The sequence below is a fragment of the Citrobacter sp. wls829 genome, assembly GCF_005280825.1.
Taxonomy (GTDB): domain Bacteria; phylum Pseudomonadota; class Gammaproteobacteria; order Enterobacterales; family Enterobacteriaceae; genus Citrobacter; species Citrobacter gillenii.
Genome location: NZ_SZWP01000058.1, coordinates 1 through 17,000, shown reverse-complemented (window position 1 = coordinate 17,000; position 17,000 = coordinate 1). Strand labels below are relative to the sequence as shown.

The window sequence follows — 17,000 nt, the reverse complement described above, 5'->3', positions numbered from 1 at the left end:
TGTTCTTTTTTTGAGTCAGAATTGTGCTGGCGCCACGCTATTTCAGCGTGAGCAGCGGTGTCGGCTTACCAATGTGATATCCCTGCAACCACCCCACGTTCATTTGCTCCAGGCATGCCTGAATACTGGCGTTTTCCACAAATTCGGCGACGACTTGCATGTTTTTCATTTCGGCAACGCGGCAGAATGATTCAACGATGTAGTAGCTGATTTCACTTTCCGTGATCCGCCGAATAAACGAGCCATCAATTTTCAAAATGTCCGCCTCGATATTCATCAAACGCGCATGGCTGGCGAACCCGGTACCAAAATCATCAATCGCCACCCGGCAGCCTAATTGGCGAATTAAACGCAGCGTTTCTACGGTTTGTTGTTTATCGGACAGCGTATCCGCTTCGGTAATCTCAAAAATAATGCGCTGCGGCGCGACGGCGTATTCCTGTAAGAGCTGGGTGATCTTCGAGACAATATTTGAACGACACACCGTCACCGGTGCCAGGTTAATAGAAAAGCAACGCTGTGGATGGTGACACATGGCTTTGAGCGTATTTTCGATGACCCATAAATCGATTTCCGGTGCCAGCCCCGCATCATGCGCCACCGGCAGGAAACTGTTTGGCGAAATAAACTCACCCTTATCGTTTAACATGCGGATCAATATTTCATGATAGTGTTCTTCGCCCTGGGTGCTGACAATAGGCTGGGCCATCAGCACAAACGCATTGTTATCCAACGCATTTTGCAACGCCGTGCGAATATCGGTTTTATCCACAATATGGTTGCCAAGCATGCGGCTATGTTGCGTTTCCAGGTTTTCGGGTCTGCCGTTGGTCAGAGACAACCCCGCGACCATGCCCAGTTTCCCCACCAACTGATAGATGTCATCGCTCACATCGTGAATCAGGCAATAGCCCAAACCACTGCGAAACCCCAGCCGCTGATTATTATGAAAAAGGCGAAAACCGTTAGCAGCCTGGTATAAATCACACAACCGCTCCCAGGTACAATTTTCCAGCCTGATCAGCAGATCATAACCGGCGTGATAATAGACCTTCTCACTTTCGACCAAGTGCTTTTGCAAATGCTCAGCCAAAATTTTCTGATAACGGGTACGAAAATGAAAACCGTAGCGGCGGGAAAAAAGCTCCAGTTCGGGGAGTTGAATCAGGCACACCGTCGCATGTTCGGTCGTAAACAGCTCCGTCTTCAGCGCACGCAAGTTTGCCATGCCCGTCATCGGGTCGGTCAGACCTAATACCAGAGCCTGGCTAAATCGTTGACGGGTAAATTTTGCCAGCGCGCCCATAATCACAATGGTGAGTGAAAAGATAAAAATAAGCGTTGAAACCATAGCCTGGTGCAGCATGAAACTCTCATCGCTGGCGATATAATTATCGTTATGCTTGCCCAGAATAATTAATACCACCGTCCACACCAGCATCGTAAATGAGTGGCCAATCTTAATAGCTCCCCACAGCATCAACGGGAAAAGCAGGATCAGGCTGTAGAATGAGAAGAAAATATTCGAGTTATAGGGCGACGTTAAACATAGCATCAGACCAATAAGCACGGTGCACCACGCCATGACGCCGTATACCGTGACATTGCCTTTGCATTGTTCGCCGATCGACTTAATAAAGGTAAACAACCAAGACGGTCGGCGCAGGATGCGAAATGCTTTGTAGAAAAAGGGGATCCCCGTCAGGCAACCGTTAGCAAGTCCCTGGACACGCACCAGCATTTCCAGACTCATAATATGCAGGTTCGCCACATCCGATCGCTGACTGTGGGGAACCACAAAGGCGAAAATTTTGCTGAAAAGCAGATACAGCAAAATGTTGTAGCCGCAGAGCCAAATCATACGATTCAGGCTGATGGTGATCCGGCTAAAGCTCGCGCTACTGCGTCTGCCCGTCACTTTACGATAAATGGCATAGCTCAGCGTCGATGCCGCCGTCAGGCACAACGCATCCACGTGTTCGCCTGCAGGACCAACCCAAAACATCACCGCCAGAAACAGCATTATCCCCGGCAGAACCCGATAACCAAAGAGAACCAATGCGGCGGAAAATACGGCTAATTTGAGATCGTAAACGGTTAATAGAGTATTATTAAGAATGCAGTAACCGTTAAGATAGTGTGCCAGTGGATAAAAAAGGCCAGGAATAGCAAGCGGCAGACACCATTCACGAGTGATTTTTGCAGTGTTTGTATTTATTATTGCGTCCAAATCAATTTATCCGCTATACACTATACCAATAGGACTTTAATCCAGATTCTAATGTCGCAAACAAATCCATTTGGGCCAGTCATTAACCATTGTAAAATTGATGACATTAACCGCACACTGAGAAAATAAAAAAGGTTCTACATTGAAGCGTGCATCTTATTCATATCGAATCAGAAAATAAACCATCATTTATAGATAAAAATGGACATATCATGATATTTTTATTTTTATCTCACCAGTTAATAAGCAACCTAATCAATTGATTAATAGTGTAAAAATACAGCGCCGCCAGCGTATCCATCGCACATCTTTAACGTGTGTACAAAAAACATTCCTTACAGGCATTAATGTCAACATTAACATGACACATCACCACTGAATGAAATTGTGTTTTAATGTACATTTTTACCTGTTGACGAAATGTACAGCGATCCTTATATTTATACACCGTTATTTTATCGTTAGCTATTCAGCTCCAGTGTTAATTAAATGTTGTACCTGAGAGTTTCACACCTTTCATCTACTTACTTGTAACAAAAATACCCATACTGTTATTTCATTAAGTCATAAAAGAAATTTAATTCAGCATATATGTGTATTTTCAGGAATTAAAAAGAATCCGTGGCCACGTCTCTGTTTTCCCTAAAGGCAATAAAAGGATGGCAACATTCGATCACCGGCAAAATAACACAGTTTTTGCTGGCGGGGATCATTATTGCGTTTGGTGCTGGTGCCTTTACCAGTTGGAGTCTGATCGACAACTTTTCTTATCAGCAGTGGGTACAGAGAGCAGAAGCCAACGCCCAGATCATGACCTACATCATCCGCAGCGTGTATACCACCGTTTCGGTTGAAACCCGCGACACGGGGCAAATATCCCGTATTGTCTCGGACAGACAGCTTGGCGATACCGACTCCATTATTCAGACCGGCTACAACCCGGTAGACGTTCTGGCACTGGCCTCAGCGCAAACACACAATCCCACCTGGATGTTCCTGTATACGCCCGATAAAGGTTTCGTGGGCATCAACAATAAGTCTGAAGAGGGCGACGGGGTAATCTCCTTCGCCGGGCGTTTGCCACGTGATGTGCTGGTCAATGACTATATCGGATTTGCCCAGATCAACGGCGAAGCGTGCTTCATCAGCGCCGTCCCTGTTCTGACGCCCTCAGGTGAAATCCTCGGCAGCCTGATAAGCAGCATTGGTAAGAAGAGTGATCTGTACGCTGCCTATGATGCGATGTTGAAAAAAAGCAGTATCATTTTCGTCCTCATTTTACTGGCAACGCTGACGCTGGTGACGCTGTTCATGCGCCGTCTGTTCCGCCCGGTTCCGTTGCTGATTAACTCCATTACCCGCATTGCCCGCGAAGAAACCGACTCTGTCACCCCCTATCTTGACCAGGATGATGAGATTGGACATCTCGCCAGCGCCATTGAAAAATTGCGCGTCGCGATGAAAGAACGCGGCTATCTACAGCGCATGCATGAAATGTCGCAAAAGATGGAGCATATGGCCCATCATGATTCGCTGACAGGCTTACCCAATCGCGTCTCTTTCGGACTGGCGCTGGATAAACGCGTCAGTGAAGTCCAGCAGGCAGAGAAACCGTTCAACCTGCTGTTGATTGACCTCGACAACTTCAAGCCGGTAAACGACACCTTCGGCCATAAAGCCGGCGATGAAGTGTTAATCAACGTGGCGCAGCGCCTGCAATTATTGCTGGGGCCAAACGATATGGCGGCACGTCTGGGCGGGGATGAGTTTGCGATTCTGCAACAGGTCAGCGACAACGCCGTTAAAGAGGCGAACCGGCTGGCGAAACGTATTCTGCGCGCGCTGAGCACACCGTTTAGCTGGAGCACCCACACGTTCTCTATCAGTTGCAGCATTGGCATTACCAGCGCCCCTAATCAGGGCAATAATACCTCAACATTGATGATCAATGCCGATCTGGCCATGTATGCCTCCAAGCACCATGGCCGTGGTTGCTTCCATTTCTTCGAAGACGGCATGGTGATGAAACAGAGCCACAGCCTGTTCATTAATCAGGAAATTATTGATGGTATTGATAACGAGCAGTTCGAACTTTACTACCAGCCCATCGTTAATCTGCAGGATGAAACGGTTCACGGCTACGAATCGCTGATCCGCTGGAATCACCCGACGAAAGGGCTGATTTACCCGGATTACTTTATCAATATTGCTGAAAGCTCGGGCCTGATTGTGCGTTTAGGTGAATGGGTCATTCGCCAATCTTGCGCCGTCGCCGCAAAATGGCCGGAACACATCCGCATTGCCGTCAATGTGTCAGCCAACCAGCTACACAGCCCAGGGCTGGTCGACGTCATCAAAGAAGCGTTACGCACCAGCCAACTGTCAGCCAATCGACTCGAAATTGAAATCACCGAATCCGAGAAACTGGATCAGTCTATTGCCCTCCCGGTACTGAAAGAGATCCGCGCGATGGGGATCGACATCGCAATGGACGATCTGGGAACAGGCTACGCCGCGCTGGACTATTTGCTGGTCTATCCCTTCACGCGCATCAAGATTGCCCGCACGCTTATCGATAAATTAGAGCAGGATAATGCCAGCCAGTACTTGATTGTGATGCTTATCCAGTTCGCGCAAAAGTACAATATCTCCGTCACCGCGGAAGGGGTGGAAACACCGCTCCAGCGCAACATTTTGCGCAAAATTAAGTGCCAACATGTGCAGGGATATTTCTTCAGCTATCCGCTACGCGAGCGTGACGTGTTGTCTGCTTTTGCCGATGAAGCCCTTGCAGAAGAGGTTATGCATGACTAATCGCCTGCGTTTGGCAACGCGTATTGTGCTTGCCGCTGCGCTGTTAATCCCCTTCTCTGCACGCTGCGCGACGGATTTTTCGCCCGAGCAGCGCACGCTGGAGAAGATTGCCAGTATGAAAACTATCACCCTCGGTTACCAGGATGATGCCTTTCCTTTCTCGTACCAGGAAGGCACGTCACCTGCTGGCTATTCCATTGATATCTGTAAAAATATCGTCGCTGCGCTGAAAACCAAACTACAGCTTAAAACATTGAAAACGCAATGGGTGCGCGCAAACTCGGCATCTCAGTTTGTGCTCATTAAAAAACACATGGCCGATATCATGTGCATTCCGGCTTTTTATTCGAAGGGTCGCCACAGCATTAGCGAATTCTCATTGCCATTTTACTTTTCCAGCACTCGCTATGTGATGCGTAGGAATGATTATAATGGCAATCTACAAGCACTTTCCGGGCACAGCGTGCTGGTAAAAAGCGGCACAGTTTACGTTGAGCAACTACAGAAAATTAATACCGCCAACGCGCTTAACATTAATATTGAGCTGGATACTAACAACAACGTCGCCTTCAATGGCGTTCAGAGCGGCGCCTATCCGGCGCTGATTTCCAGCACTGTATTATTAAAAGGGATGATTGCGCAGGCCGCCAACCCGGATGAATATATGCTATCCCGTATTGCGCTCAGTGCGCCACTTCCGGCGGGACTGCTGATCCCTTTACACGATAAAGAATTTAAAGCTTTTGTGGATGACACGTTATCTTCTCTGATGACCAGCGGTGAGTTTACGACCTTGTACAATAAATGGTTTCAGTCTCCAATACCGCCGAAAGCCATCAATTTAAATATTCCCATGTCAGATAATCTGAAAGCATTAACGTCAGCAAAAAAGAAGATCGGTTTTGATTATGAAAAATATAATTAAGCATGAGATGGCCCGGATAAAACGTGTGGCGCAGGGGCTGATTTTACTGGCTGGCCTCACCGTGTCCCCTGTGTTGATGGCGCAGCAGAATGCCGCCACGCTGGAACACATACAAATCAGCAGCGTACTGAACGTGGGTTATCGCCAGCTGCCGCCGTTTTCCTTTACCGACCAAAACGGCAAGGTAACGGGGTATACCATTGCGGTGTGTAACCTGATTGCGGACAAACTGCGGCAGTATCTCAAGCTCAATAACTTAACCATTCATTATATTCCGGTGAATTTTGCGGAACGCTTTTCTGCATTAAAAACACGTAAAATAGACATGGACTGTGGCGTAAATACTAACGCGCCAGAGCGGACCTCCAGCGTTTCATTTTCCGTTAACTACTACATCGCGAAAATGCGCATCATCTCTTTACGTAAAAACAATATCCATTCCCTGGCTGACTTAAAAGGACGAACGGTTAGCCTGACAGGTAGTTCAAAAGATTTGCTGGAATTCAATAAGGCGAACCGGGAACAGCATCTTAATATTTCAACAATAACCACTACCACGATAAACGGGGCGTTTAATAAAATGGCGCAGAATGAATCTGCAGCGCTGTTTATCGATGATATCCTGGCCTGGCCGCTGATTAATCAGAGTGAACTGCCTGACACATTTAGCGTGTCGGCCGAAACCATCGGCGCGGATATGCACTATGCCATTATGATGCGCAAAAACGATCCGCAGTTTGTGGCGTTCATCGACAGTTCACTGAAAACCATTTTTGCTTCCCCTATTAATGTACAGCTGCGCAAAAAATGGCTGGCGCCTTATGCCTGTAAACATACGGGAAATCAACCTCCTACACCGTGTCAGCATCACCCTTGAAAAAAATAAGCGTCTGTTCACTCACTCGCTTACTTCGCCTCTGGCAGATCCCAGGGGCGCTGTTGTTGCTATTGATGGTCAATTCGCTGCGCGCGGCGTGGGATTTTGCCACCATCATGCAGAAGTCCGATGCCCTCTATGGCCCCGCCAGCGCTGCGGCACAACAGCGCATCAATGCCTGGCAACAGCTTTTAATTCAACTGCATCATGCCGATGAGCAAACACAGCTGCGCGCGGTAAATCTGTTTTTTAATACCCAGCTCCGTTACGCCGAGGATAGCGACGTCTGGCACAACGTCGATTACTGGGCGACGCCAGTGGAATCCCTGCGCCAGGGTAAAGCGGACTGCGAAGACTACGCCATCGCGAAATATTTCACGCTGCGGCAGTTGGGCGTTTCCGAAGAGAAGCTGCGTATCACTTACGTTAAAGCCCTACGTTTAAACCGCGCACATATGGTACTGACCTGGTATGCCACGCCTGACGCCATCCCTCTGGTTCTCGATAGTCTGACAAACACCCTTTCACCGGCCAGCCAGCGTCAGGATTTATTACCGGTGTACTCATTTAACGATAGCGGCCTGTGGCTGCCGGGCAACCAGAACACAAAACGTATTGGGGACAGCAAGAGACTTTCTCGCTGGCAGCAAGTATTCACCAAAATGCGGGAAGAAGGCTTCCCGATAGATAAATAGGGAACGTCAGTGTCACTTTTTAAACAGTTACTTTTTTCTATTTCTCTTTTCATGATGATTGTCTTCAGCGGCAGTTTTATTGTGACGCTGGAAAGCTCCCGCCATCAATACAACAACCAGCTGCTGGCGCATGCCCAGGATGCGGCAACGGCTCTGGGGGTTTCACTCACACCGAACGTCAACGATCCGGCGATGATCGAGCTGATGGTGAGCTCTATTTTTGATAGTGGTTACTATCAAAAAATCCGCATCGTCGATCTGACCAACGGTACAACGATGCTGGAACGTCACGCGGCGGCGTCGATCCCGGATGTACCCGGCTGGTTTGTGGATCTGGTAGATGTGGTCCCGCAAACGGGCAATGCCACCATTATGCGCGGTTGGCAACAGGCCGCCCGCGTGGAGGTCACCAGTGACCCCATCTTTGCGGTGCAACGTTTGTGGAGCAGCACTGTAGGCAATTTGGTGTGGATGCTGTCCTGCAGTCTGGCCTGCCTGCTGGCGGGAGTTATGCTGTTGCGTAAACTGCTGCGCCCACTCAACTATCTGGCGAAACAATCAGAAGCGATTACCCGTCGCGAATTCCTGACGCTGCCTGAACTGCCAAAAACGCCGGAACTGCGCCGGGTCGTCGCAGCCATGAACCTGATGGCGACCAAGCTGAAATCACTCTTTGAAGAGCAGGCTATCTACAGCGAGCGCCTGCACAATGAAGCCTATCTCGACAGCCAGACCGGTATTGCCAACCGCCGCGCATTTGATATGCAGTTGCAGGCGCGACTGAGCGATGCGGATACCGCACCGGGCTATTTGATGTTGGTTCGCGTTCAGGATTTGGGGGGGCTGAACCAGCGTTTTGGCGGCCCGCATACCGATAAGCTGTTGCTGAATATCGCCAACCTGTTGAATGCACACAAAGCCAAATACGCGCCGCTCGACAGCACGCTCGCCCGCATTCGGGGCGGCGAGTTCGCCCTGCTCTGCCCCGGCGTCACGCACGGTGAGATGCTGGAACTGCGTACTTCGCTGACGCAAAAACTGACGGCATTTTATGCCACCGGAATGTCAGATCAACAGCCGGTCGCCTACTGCAGCATGGTGCCCTTCAGCGCCGGAGACAGTCCGCAGTCGTTGTTGATTCAGGCCGATCGTCTGCTGGTCGAAGCGGAAACGCATACCGACCACCAGGTCGTGCCGACGACAGAGGTCGCCACAGCGAGCGAAGATCAGCATTTATGGTTTGTGCGTCTGGAGCACGCGCTGGAGAATCAGCAATTTCAGCTGGTGTATCAGCCCGTGGTCGATTGTCATCAGCCGGATAAAATCCTGCATTACAAAGTGCTGTCGCGCATTGTTGATGAGCAGGGCAATACCATTAACGCCGGTCGTTTCCTGCCGTGGATCCACCGCTTTGGCTGGAGCCATCGTCTGGACAAGGTCATGTTAAAACTAACCTTAAATCAGCTGAAAATCGCCCCCGGTAAGTTAGCGCTGAGTATTTCAGGCAGTTCAGTAACCAGTGCTCGCGCCATTTCCGACCTGTTAAATCCGCTGAAATACGCACCAAAGCTGGCCGGTCGGTTAATTCTCGAGCTGGATGAAAACCAGCTACCTGGGCCGAACCAAATGGCGATGTTTGTTAAAGCCGTAAGTCAATATCGCTGCTCGCTGGGCCTGCAACACTTCGGCAGTCGCTTCGATATGATTGGTCATCTGTCACAGTGGGGCCTGGCGTATCTGAAAATCGACAGCAGCTATATCCGCCATATCGACAAAGAAAAAGATAAGCGCTTGTTTATTGAAGTGCTCTGTAACGCCACCCGCAGTATTGATTTACCGCTGATTGCCGAGCGCGTTGAAACCGCAGGTGAGCTTAAGGTGTTGCAGGAATTGGGCGTGGATGGCGCAATGGGACAGCTGTTAGGCGAGCCCGCACCGCTGTGATGAAAACAGGCCGTCTGGGCACCGTTGTTTTGCTTGCTTTTGCCGGATAGCGCTTCGCTTATCTGGCCTATAAAATCAAATGGTTATGATTTTTGTAGGCCCGGTAAGCCTGCGCCACCGGGCATTTTCTACGTTGTCTGCAGGCTGTCTGTTGCCGTTAAAAAATTCGGTCATCGTTACCGAGCAGTTGTTCTAACCCTCCGAGTTCCTGACGCGCGTTCGCGCGATTCATTAATTTAACCTGCGCCATCGGCGGTAGATCGGTAATCGCTATAACGCCTTTACGGATCAACAGGTAAATCAAGTCATCCAGTACGCGCACCATCTCCAGGTCGCTCTTTTGCAGCATGGCCAGGAACTGTTGGTTGTCTATTTCAGTGCCGTGTTCATCAGGTGGAACAGCATTCATCTTGTTGCCTTAGATTAATATGTCGTGACGTGACTGCCCCGTTTACACAGGGCAGTCAGCTTCCGTTAGTGAGAGTGATTTTGTTCCGGTTTGGCGATCAGGTGATCCAGCGAGTACGTTGACGCATGCACATCGCTACTCAACGGTGTGGAGACTGCCGTGTCAATGCCATGCGCAACCTTCGCCGGGCTGGCAATCAGATGATGATCGCCGCCGCTTTGAATGTACTTCGCAATATCAACGCCTTCATGCAGCTCACGGGCCAAATCGCTCAGATCGACTTTATCGAGCACGGCCTTCGCTTTATCGTCAGGACCCAGTACGGCTGCCGCCTGTCCGTGCGCGGATGCCGCTGGCGCGTATGACAAAGACAATGCGCTGTCATCAAACAGATTGTGCAGCGCATGCTGTGCTGCGGCGTGCTGTCCCTTGTCTGCCGCATGCGCTTTCACTGGCGCATGATCTTCCATGGTGACATCAGCCATTTGCGCATGTGTCGTGGTATTGCCGTGGTTATCGTTCGCCTCAACCATCACGCTGACGCGATTATGGCCGGTACGCAAGGTCGACGTATCCACCGCAAAGTCATAACGCAGTTCGTTATTATTCAGATGAATAACCGTATCGTACTGATGACCATTGACCCGCGCTGTAATGTGTTCACCATCATGCACGTCGCCGGTTACGCTGCCGGTAAGGTGGGTGATCGCGTTCTGCGACTCTGCCTGCGAAATGTGGTTATCGCCGGTGATTTTATCCACCACGATAGTGGCATCAGCGTGAGTATCCAGCACCACGGTTTTATGATTGGTCACATCCAGCGTGTTACCTGCCGCATCCTTAACCGTGGTTTTCACCTGAACGTCGTTATCGCCTTCATTCAGCGCGCTGGTCGGTACCGCAACTGCGTAAACCAATTTATTGCTGTGCGGATCCTGTGTCACCTTCACCGTTGTGGAGAAACTGTTCACCGTCAGGGTGACGCTATCCCCCATTTTCGCATCACCGGTAACGACGCCAGAAATAACGGTGTCGTGTTGAGATTCCGTTTGATTTATTACGTTATCTCCCGCAATACCGTTGTTGATGACAATCGTACCTTCGGCATGATCATCAACCACGTAAGAATGGGATATGTGGATGCTGTACGGGTTGCCGGGGGCATCATGACCAGTGACTTTGGCATCAATACTGGTGTTGGCTTTTAATACATCGGTATCCACATCAATCTGATAGCCCAGCCTGCCGCCTGGCAGCACGTCCACCGAACCATTAAATGTACGGTTACCAATCGTTAAAACCACCGGATCGCCTTTCTGCGCATCCCCTCCCACAGTACCGGTAATCGTCGTTTTCAGCGCCTGCAGCTCCTGCTGGTTCAGGACGTTGTCAGCAGTGACGTTATCGATATCCACCGTCCCCTTCGCCTCCCGATCAATGGTGAGGGTTTTCGCAGTATCGATTTCCTGACGGTTGCCCGCATCATCATGGGCGGTCACATGTGCCGTAATATTCTGGTCATGGACCAAATCCACGGTGCTGGCATCGACGCTAAACACTTTTTTACCGCCGCTGCTGGTAACTTTCGCCACCAGGTCTTTGCCGCCGACCCTGATGGTGACCAGATCGCCAACGTCAACATCACCGGTGACATAGCCGCTGATTTTGGTGTGCTGAAGTTTCGTTTGCGCGTTATTCAACACATCATCATCCGACACCTTATCCAGATGAATTTCTGCCACCACATTGGTGTCAATGGTCACCGGTTTCTGACTGTTCGCAGTCTGGGTATTTTTCGCCGCATCTTCACCCGTCACGCTAACGTAAATAGTGGGATCGGTTTGCAGACCAGCGGTGCTCACTAACGCGGAGTAGCCCAGTTGTCCGTTCATATGCGGCAGTTCGACCACATCGGCATCCACCGTGATGTTATTGACGGTGATATGCACTTTATCGCCTTTATGCACATCGCCACCCACGGTGCCGCTGACTTCAATCTGGCCTGCCTTCACTTCATCCGCATTAATGACATCGTCACCGCCGACGGTGTTAATGGTCACCGTCGCTGCCGCCGTGGTATCACGCGTAAAGTTCTTCGTGTAGCTGGCGTCCTGATCGTTACCGTGAACGTCATGACCAGTGACTTTCGCCACAATTGAGTGGTCGGCGTTCAGGTGTTGGGTGTCGATATCCACCGAATAATGCAGCTGGTTATCAACCGTCGCGGTGTAGGTATGATTGTCCACTTCCAGTGTTACGATATCGCCGAACTTCACATCGCCGGTCACGGAGCCCGTCACCGTAGTCATCGGATGCACAGTGACGTCAGACTCCTGCGCGTTGAGCACGTTATCAGCGGTGATGTTATCAATCGTCACTCCCGCAACGGCGTTCAGATCGACGATGAGATGTCGGTCCGTCGACCCGGTGACCGTGTTCCCGGCCGCATCGGTGCCGGTTACGGTCGCAACAATAGTCGGGTTGATGCGCAGGTCATTAATGCTGACCTCTTTTGACCACTCCAGCGTGCCGTTATTGTTATGCACCACGGTGGTTAAGGTATTGCCATTGACCTGCAAGGACACCACGCTGCCATCGTGTAACCCTTCGCCTTTAACCGTACCCGTTATCATCGTTTTGCCTGTAAGCGCTTCTTTGCCATTGATGACATCATCGCTGGCCACAGGGTTCATGTTGATGGTGATAGGGTTATCGGTGTCGATGCTAATAACCTTGTGCTGCGTATCCGATCCCGTCAGATTGCCCTCGGTCACGGTAACAGAGACATCAAACGTCGGGTGTGCCTGAAGCACATTTGAGGGAACATCAACCTGGTAGCCAAATTCGCCTGACAGCCCCGGAATCGCAAATACCTTGCCGTGGTAGTCCACGCCGTTCACCGTGACGGTGACAACGTCGTTGGCATGCACATCCCCCGTCACCCGCCCGCGCACCGGCGTGGTGGTTTTTTGTGCTTCATCGTGGTTCAGCACATCATCACCCGTCACCTTATCAACGGTCAGATGAACATGCGGCTGATGCGGCGCTGACGTTCCAGTGCCGGTTGGTGGCGTAGTGATCGCTGGCGGGTTATGCATGATATACGGCGTATTCCCACTGACAGCCTGATTGTGAGTCCATGGCAGATCAATCAGTTTGTGGTCCGTTGCCGTCGCGGTATTACCATGATCATCATGCGTGGTAATCGACACGGTGATATTACCGTTATCACCGAGATCACCCGTGCTCACTGAGGCCTGAAAACCCAGAATGTGATTTGGTAATTCAATGACATGGGTTGTATATCGGATCCCATTCCCAACAATAAGAATCACCTCATCATTCAACTTAGCATCTGGGTCAACATGTCCGGTGACAATCACATAGTCAGGTTTTCTGCCCGGAGCAAGATCCTGCGGGGTCGTCATGTTGGGCAATAAACCGGTGGTCATTGAATCAATCGTAATCCTGGCATCGGCATGGGTATCAATCACTACCGGACGGTCATCATGCCCATATGCCACGTTACCTGCCGCGTCTGTGGCCGACACTTCCGCATGGATGTGCGGATCCAACAGCAAGTCCAGCGTGGAGACATCCGCGCTAAAGGTATGCTGCCCGTTACTGTCCTGTACCTGGGCGTAATAGACCTGATTGTTGACGGTCAGCTCAACCCAATCGCCCACCAGCACATCACCGCCCACCGTCCCGGTGACGGTTGTCAGCGGGTTATGCGCCTCGTTATAGTTGATGACGGAATCGTGATCCGCCGTAACGATAGGGTTTATGTGCACCGTAGCCACAGCATGGTCGTCAATCGTCAGGACATCCTGCGCCTGCGCTGTGGCACTATTGCCATGCGGATCGGTGGCGGTAATGGTGGCGGTAATATGCGGATCGTGCTGCAACCACTGGGTGGCCACATCGACGCTGTAGCCTAATGTTCCGCCCAAATTCGGCAGCGGAATCACTTGAGTGTCCACCAGATGTCCGCCGATATTGAGATGAACAATATCGCCCGCCTTCGCGTCACCGCCCACCGTCCCGCTCACTACGGTGGTTGTTTTCTGCAACTCAGCACCGTTCAGAACCTTATCACCGGTGACCGGATCGATAGTGATTGCGGCGTAGGCTTTATCATCCAGCCCCACGTTATGGTGTGCCGTAATATGCGCATGGTTTTGCGCCGCATCGGTGACATCCATCGACACATCGATATGTGGGCTGGCGATAATATCGGACGTCGCCACCGAAATATGGAAGCCCATTTTATTACCGCCGAGGTCTTCCACCACCCCGGTATAAATCTGCCCGTTGATTGTCATCACCAGCGGATCGCCCGGATGCACTTCGCCCGTTACCGTGCCGCTGACCAGCGTATGGCCCTGCATTTGCTCATCGCGGTTAAGCGTGTTATCCGGCGTTACCGTATCAATCTTGATTGCTGCGTCGACACGCGTATCAATAATCACCGTCGTTTCGGCATCCGCTTTCGCCACGTTGCCCGCCGCATCGGTGGTGCTGACGGTGGCGGTTAAGTGCGGGTCGGCCAGCAAATCAGCGGTGCTGACCTTGATGCTATACCCGAGAACTCCACCGCCCAGATCGACAACTTTCCCTGTCAGGACGTGGCCTTTCACCGTCAGATACACCACATCATTGACGTGCACATCACCAGCGACTTTTCCGGTTACCCAGGTAAACGGCTGGTGAGATTCATCACCGTTCACCCGGTTATCGCCGGTAACGGGATCGATGCTCAGCATTGCTTTCGCGTGCAGATCCACCGTCAGATCGTGAGGCGTCTGCATATGCTGAATATTGTGTGGAGTATCCACGCCATTGACCTGGGCAATAATATGAGGGTCTTTAAGCAGATCGCGGGTCAGAACATCCAGTTTATAACCCAGTGCGCCATTATGTTCAGGTAAGTGCTGTACGGTTGTATTGTAGGTATGCCCGTTGACGATGATCTGCACCTTATCGCCGAATTTCACATCGCCAGAAACGGTACCCATCACCTCGGTGGTATGTCGAGCAGCCTCTGCACCATTGAGCACATCGTCACCCGCTACGGTATCAACAGTGATCCCTGCCCTTGCATGGTTGTCGATATGAACAGTGTGGGAAGTGCCGATGGTGACTTCATTACCCACCGCATCGTGGGAAGTCACCGTTGCCGTAAAGGTGACATTTTTATCCTGATTACCCTGGTTATTGCTGAATGCAGCCGAATCAACTGGAATTTGATAACCCAGCTTACCCCCACCCAGGTCGATAACCTTGCCGGTAAACGTGTAACCATTAATCTCAATGTTCACCGCATCACCGACCTGTGCATCGCCGCCCACCGTACCGCTCACCAACTGTTTAGGCTTATCCAGTTCAAAGTGGTTCAGCACATTATCGTCGGTCACCTTATCGATGGTGATTTTCGCATCCGCATGCAGGTCGATATGCACCGTATGATCGTGGGACACGGTTAACTGATTACCGTGTTCATCGACGGTGGAGATTGAAACATGCACGTTCTGATCGACACCATCAGGCAGGTTTTTGGTGCTCACCGGAATGCTGTAGCCTAGCGAGCCGTCCGCCAGCACCACCACGCTACCGTGCCAGGTCTGGTTGTTGAACGTTAAGGTCACAACATCGCCAGGTTTCGCATCGCCACCGACCGGTCCTGTTATCGTCGTCGTGTTCAGCAGAGATTCGGCATGACTGATAATGTCATCACCTGCCACGGTATCAATACCGATACTGGCGCTGGCATTGAGATCGAGCCCAACGGTACGTTCTGTCGTGGCGGTGCTTTCGTTACCGTGATTATCGGTGGTGTTGATACGGGCATGAATCACCGGATCGTTAACCAGCGACTGGGTATCCACCAGGATGTGATACCCCAGATTCCCGCCAGGCAATGCTTCGACAAAACCAGAGTACCGATGACCATCAATCATCAGCTCAACGGTGTCATGCAGTTTTGCATCTCCGCTCACCGTGCCGCTGATCTTCGTCTGACCGTTATTGTCCGTCGACTCCTTGATGTTGATGACGTTATCAGCGGTCACGCCATCAATGGTGATATGCGACTGTGTGTACATATCCGAGTCGATAGCTTTTGACGCGCTATGGGTGACGTGGTTACCCGCCGCATCGCTTGAGGTCACAGTAACGTTAATCTCCGGATGCATTATCAGCATATGGGTGTTTACCGGGAAGCTATAACCTAACCCACCACCCGCCAGCGCAATCACCGTCGTTGTAAGGGTATATCCGCCTTTCAGCTCCAGCGTCACCACATCGCCTGCTTTCGCGTCAATACCGGTCACTGTTCCGGTGATATGCGTAAAGCCGCCGTTTTCTGAAAACTCTTTAATATTGATAATGTCATCGACGGCTACTTGATCAATATGCACCTGGTTTTCAGCGTAATTGTCGATATGCACGGTGTGGGTGCTGACCGCCACCGCCACGTTACCCGCCGCATCCTGTGAGACTACGCTGGCGTGCACATCAACATCTTTCAGCACCTTGCCGCTGTTGTCCGCAAAGGCGGCGGAGTCCACCGCGATGCTGTAGCCCAGGCTGCCGTTGCCCAGATCGATCACCCGCCCGTGGTAGTCGTGCCCGTTGATGACCAGATCCACCCGGTCGCCCGCCCGGGCATCTTCCCCGCTGACGGTACCGGTAATGGTCCGCGTTTTCGCCGATAGCTCATTAAAATTCAGCGTATCATCGATGGTCAGGGCGTTGTGAGCCTGGGTATCCAGCGTCACCGTGGTGTTCTGCACCGCCACCGCGGTGTTGCCTGCCGTATCCACGCCGGTGACGGTCACCTGCACGTCGTTGCGGCCTTCGTGGAGGGCGGAGGTCGGCACCGCCACGTTATAGCGCAGCGCCCCGTGTTCATCAGTCACCACCACACCGTTAAAGGTCTGGCCGTTCACCTGCACCGCCACCGGGTCACCCGGCTGCGCATCCCCGGTCACTGCGCCAGAAATCAGCGTCGGCATACGGGACTCACTGCGGTTGACGGTGTTGTCATCCGCCACCGTATCAATACTGATGGCATCCGCCGCCTGGGTATCCAGCGTCACCGTGGT

Annotated in this window: 8 protein-coding genes; 5 read left to right on the top strand and 3 right to left on the bottom strand. The window is 51.3% G+C overall.

Annotation, left to right across the window (positions count from 1 at the left end):
* Window positions 1–37: 37 nt before the first annotated feature.
* The gene (locus FDW88_RS11770) at window positions 38–2,230 is read right to left on the bottom strand and encodes an EAL domain-containing protein (RefSeq protein WP_096755942.1); all 2,193 of its coding nucleotides are present in this window, start codon (window positions 2,228–2,230) and stop codon (window positions 38–40) included.
* A 621-nt stretch (window positions 2,231–2,851) separates the two neighbouring features.
* On the opposite strand from FDW88_RS11770, the gene FDW88_RS11765 reads away from it, so the two are divergent.
* The 5 genes from FDW88_RS11765 to lapD are packed head-to-tail and all read left to right on the top strand — an operon-like array spanning window position 2,852 to window position 9,485.
* Entirely contained in the window at window positions 2,852–5,044 is a 2,193-nt protein-coding gene (locus FDW88_RS11765) for a bifunctional diguanylate cyclase/phosphodiesterase (RefSeq protein WP_137362600.1), read from the top strand.
* The gene (locus FDW88_RS11760) at window positions 5,037–5,969 is read left to right on the top strand and encodes a transporter substrate-binding domain-containing protein (protein ID WP_137362599.1); all 933 of its coding nucleotides are present in this window, start codon (window positions 5,037–5,039) and stop codon (window positions 5,967–5,969) included. The genes FDW88_RS11765 and FDW88_RS11760 overlap by 8 nt, the downstream gene beginning before the upstream one ends.
* Window positions 5,953–6,846, top strand: coding sequence for a transporter substrate-binding domain-containing protein (locus tag FDW88_RS11755; protein ID WP_096755939.1), 894 nt, complete (start codon window positions 5,953–5,955; stop codon window positions 6,844–6,846). The genes FDW88_RS11760 and FDW88_RS11755 overlap by 17 nt, the downstream gene beginning before the upstream one ends.
* Before the next feature lie 5 nt (window positions 6,847–6,851).
* Window positions 6,852–7,541: a cysteine protease LapG gene (gene lapG / locus FDW88_RS11750; RefSeq protein WP_170974167.1), complete on the top strand. Its 690-nt coding sequence runs from the start codon at window positions 6,852–6,854 to the stop codon at window positions 7,539–7,541.
* A 9-nt stretch (window positions 7,542–7,550) separates the two neighbouring features.
* Complete coding sequence (gene lapD / locus FDW88_RS11745) at window positions 7,551–9,485, top strand: cyclic di-GMP receptor LapD (protein WP_137362598.1); 1,935 nt, start codon at window positions 7,551–7,553, stop codon at window positions 9,483–9,485.
* Between the two features lie 157 nt (window positions 9,486–9,642).
* Here the strand turns inward: lapD and FDW88_RS11740 are convergent, their stop codons facing one another.
* Together FDW88_RS11740 and FDW88_RS11735 are read right to left on the bottom strand one after the other, a co-directional pair.
* Window positions 9,643–9,894: a hypothetical protein gene (locus FDW88_RS11740; protein ID WP_370316670.1), complete on the bottom strand. Its 252-nt coding sequence runs from the start codon at window positions 9,892–9,894 to the stop codon at window positions 9,643–9,645.
* A 65-nt stretch (window positions 9,895–9,959) separates the two neighbouring features.
* A partial coding sequence (locus FDW88_RS11735; protein ID WP_137362597.1) for an Ig-like domain-containing protein occupies window positions 9,960–17,000 on the bottom strand: 7,041 nt, incomplete at its 5' end.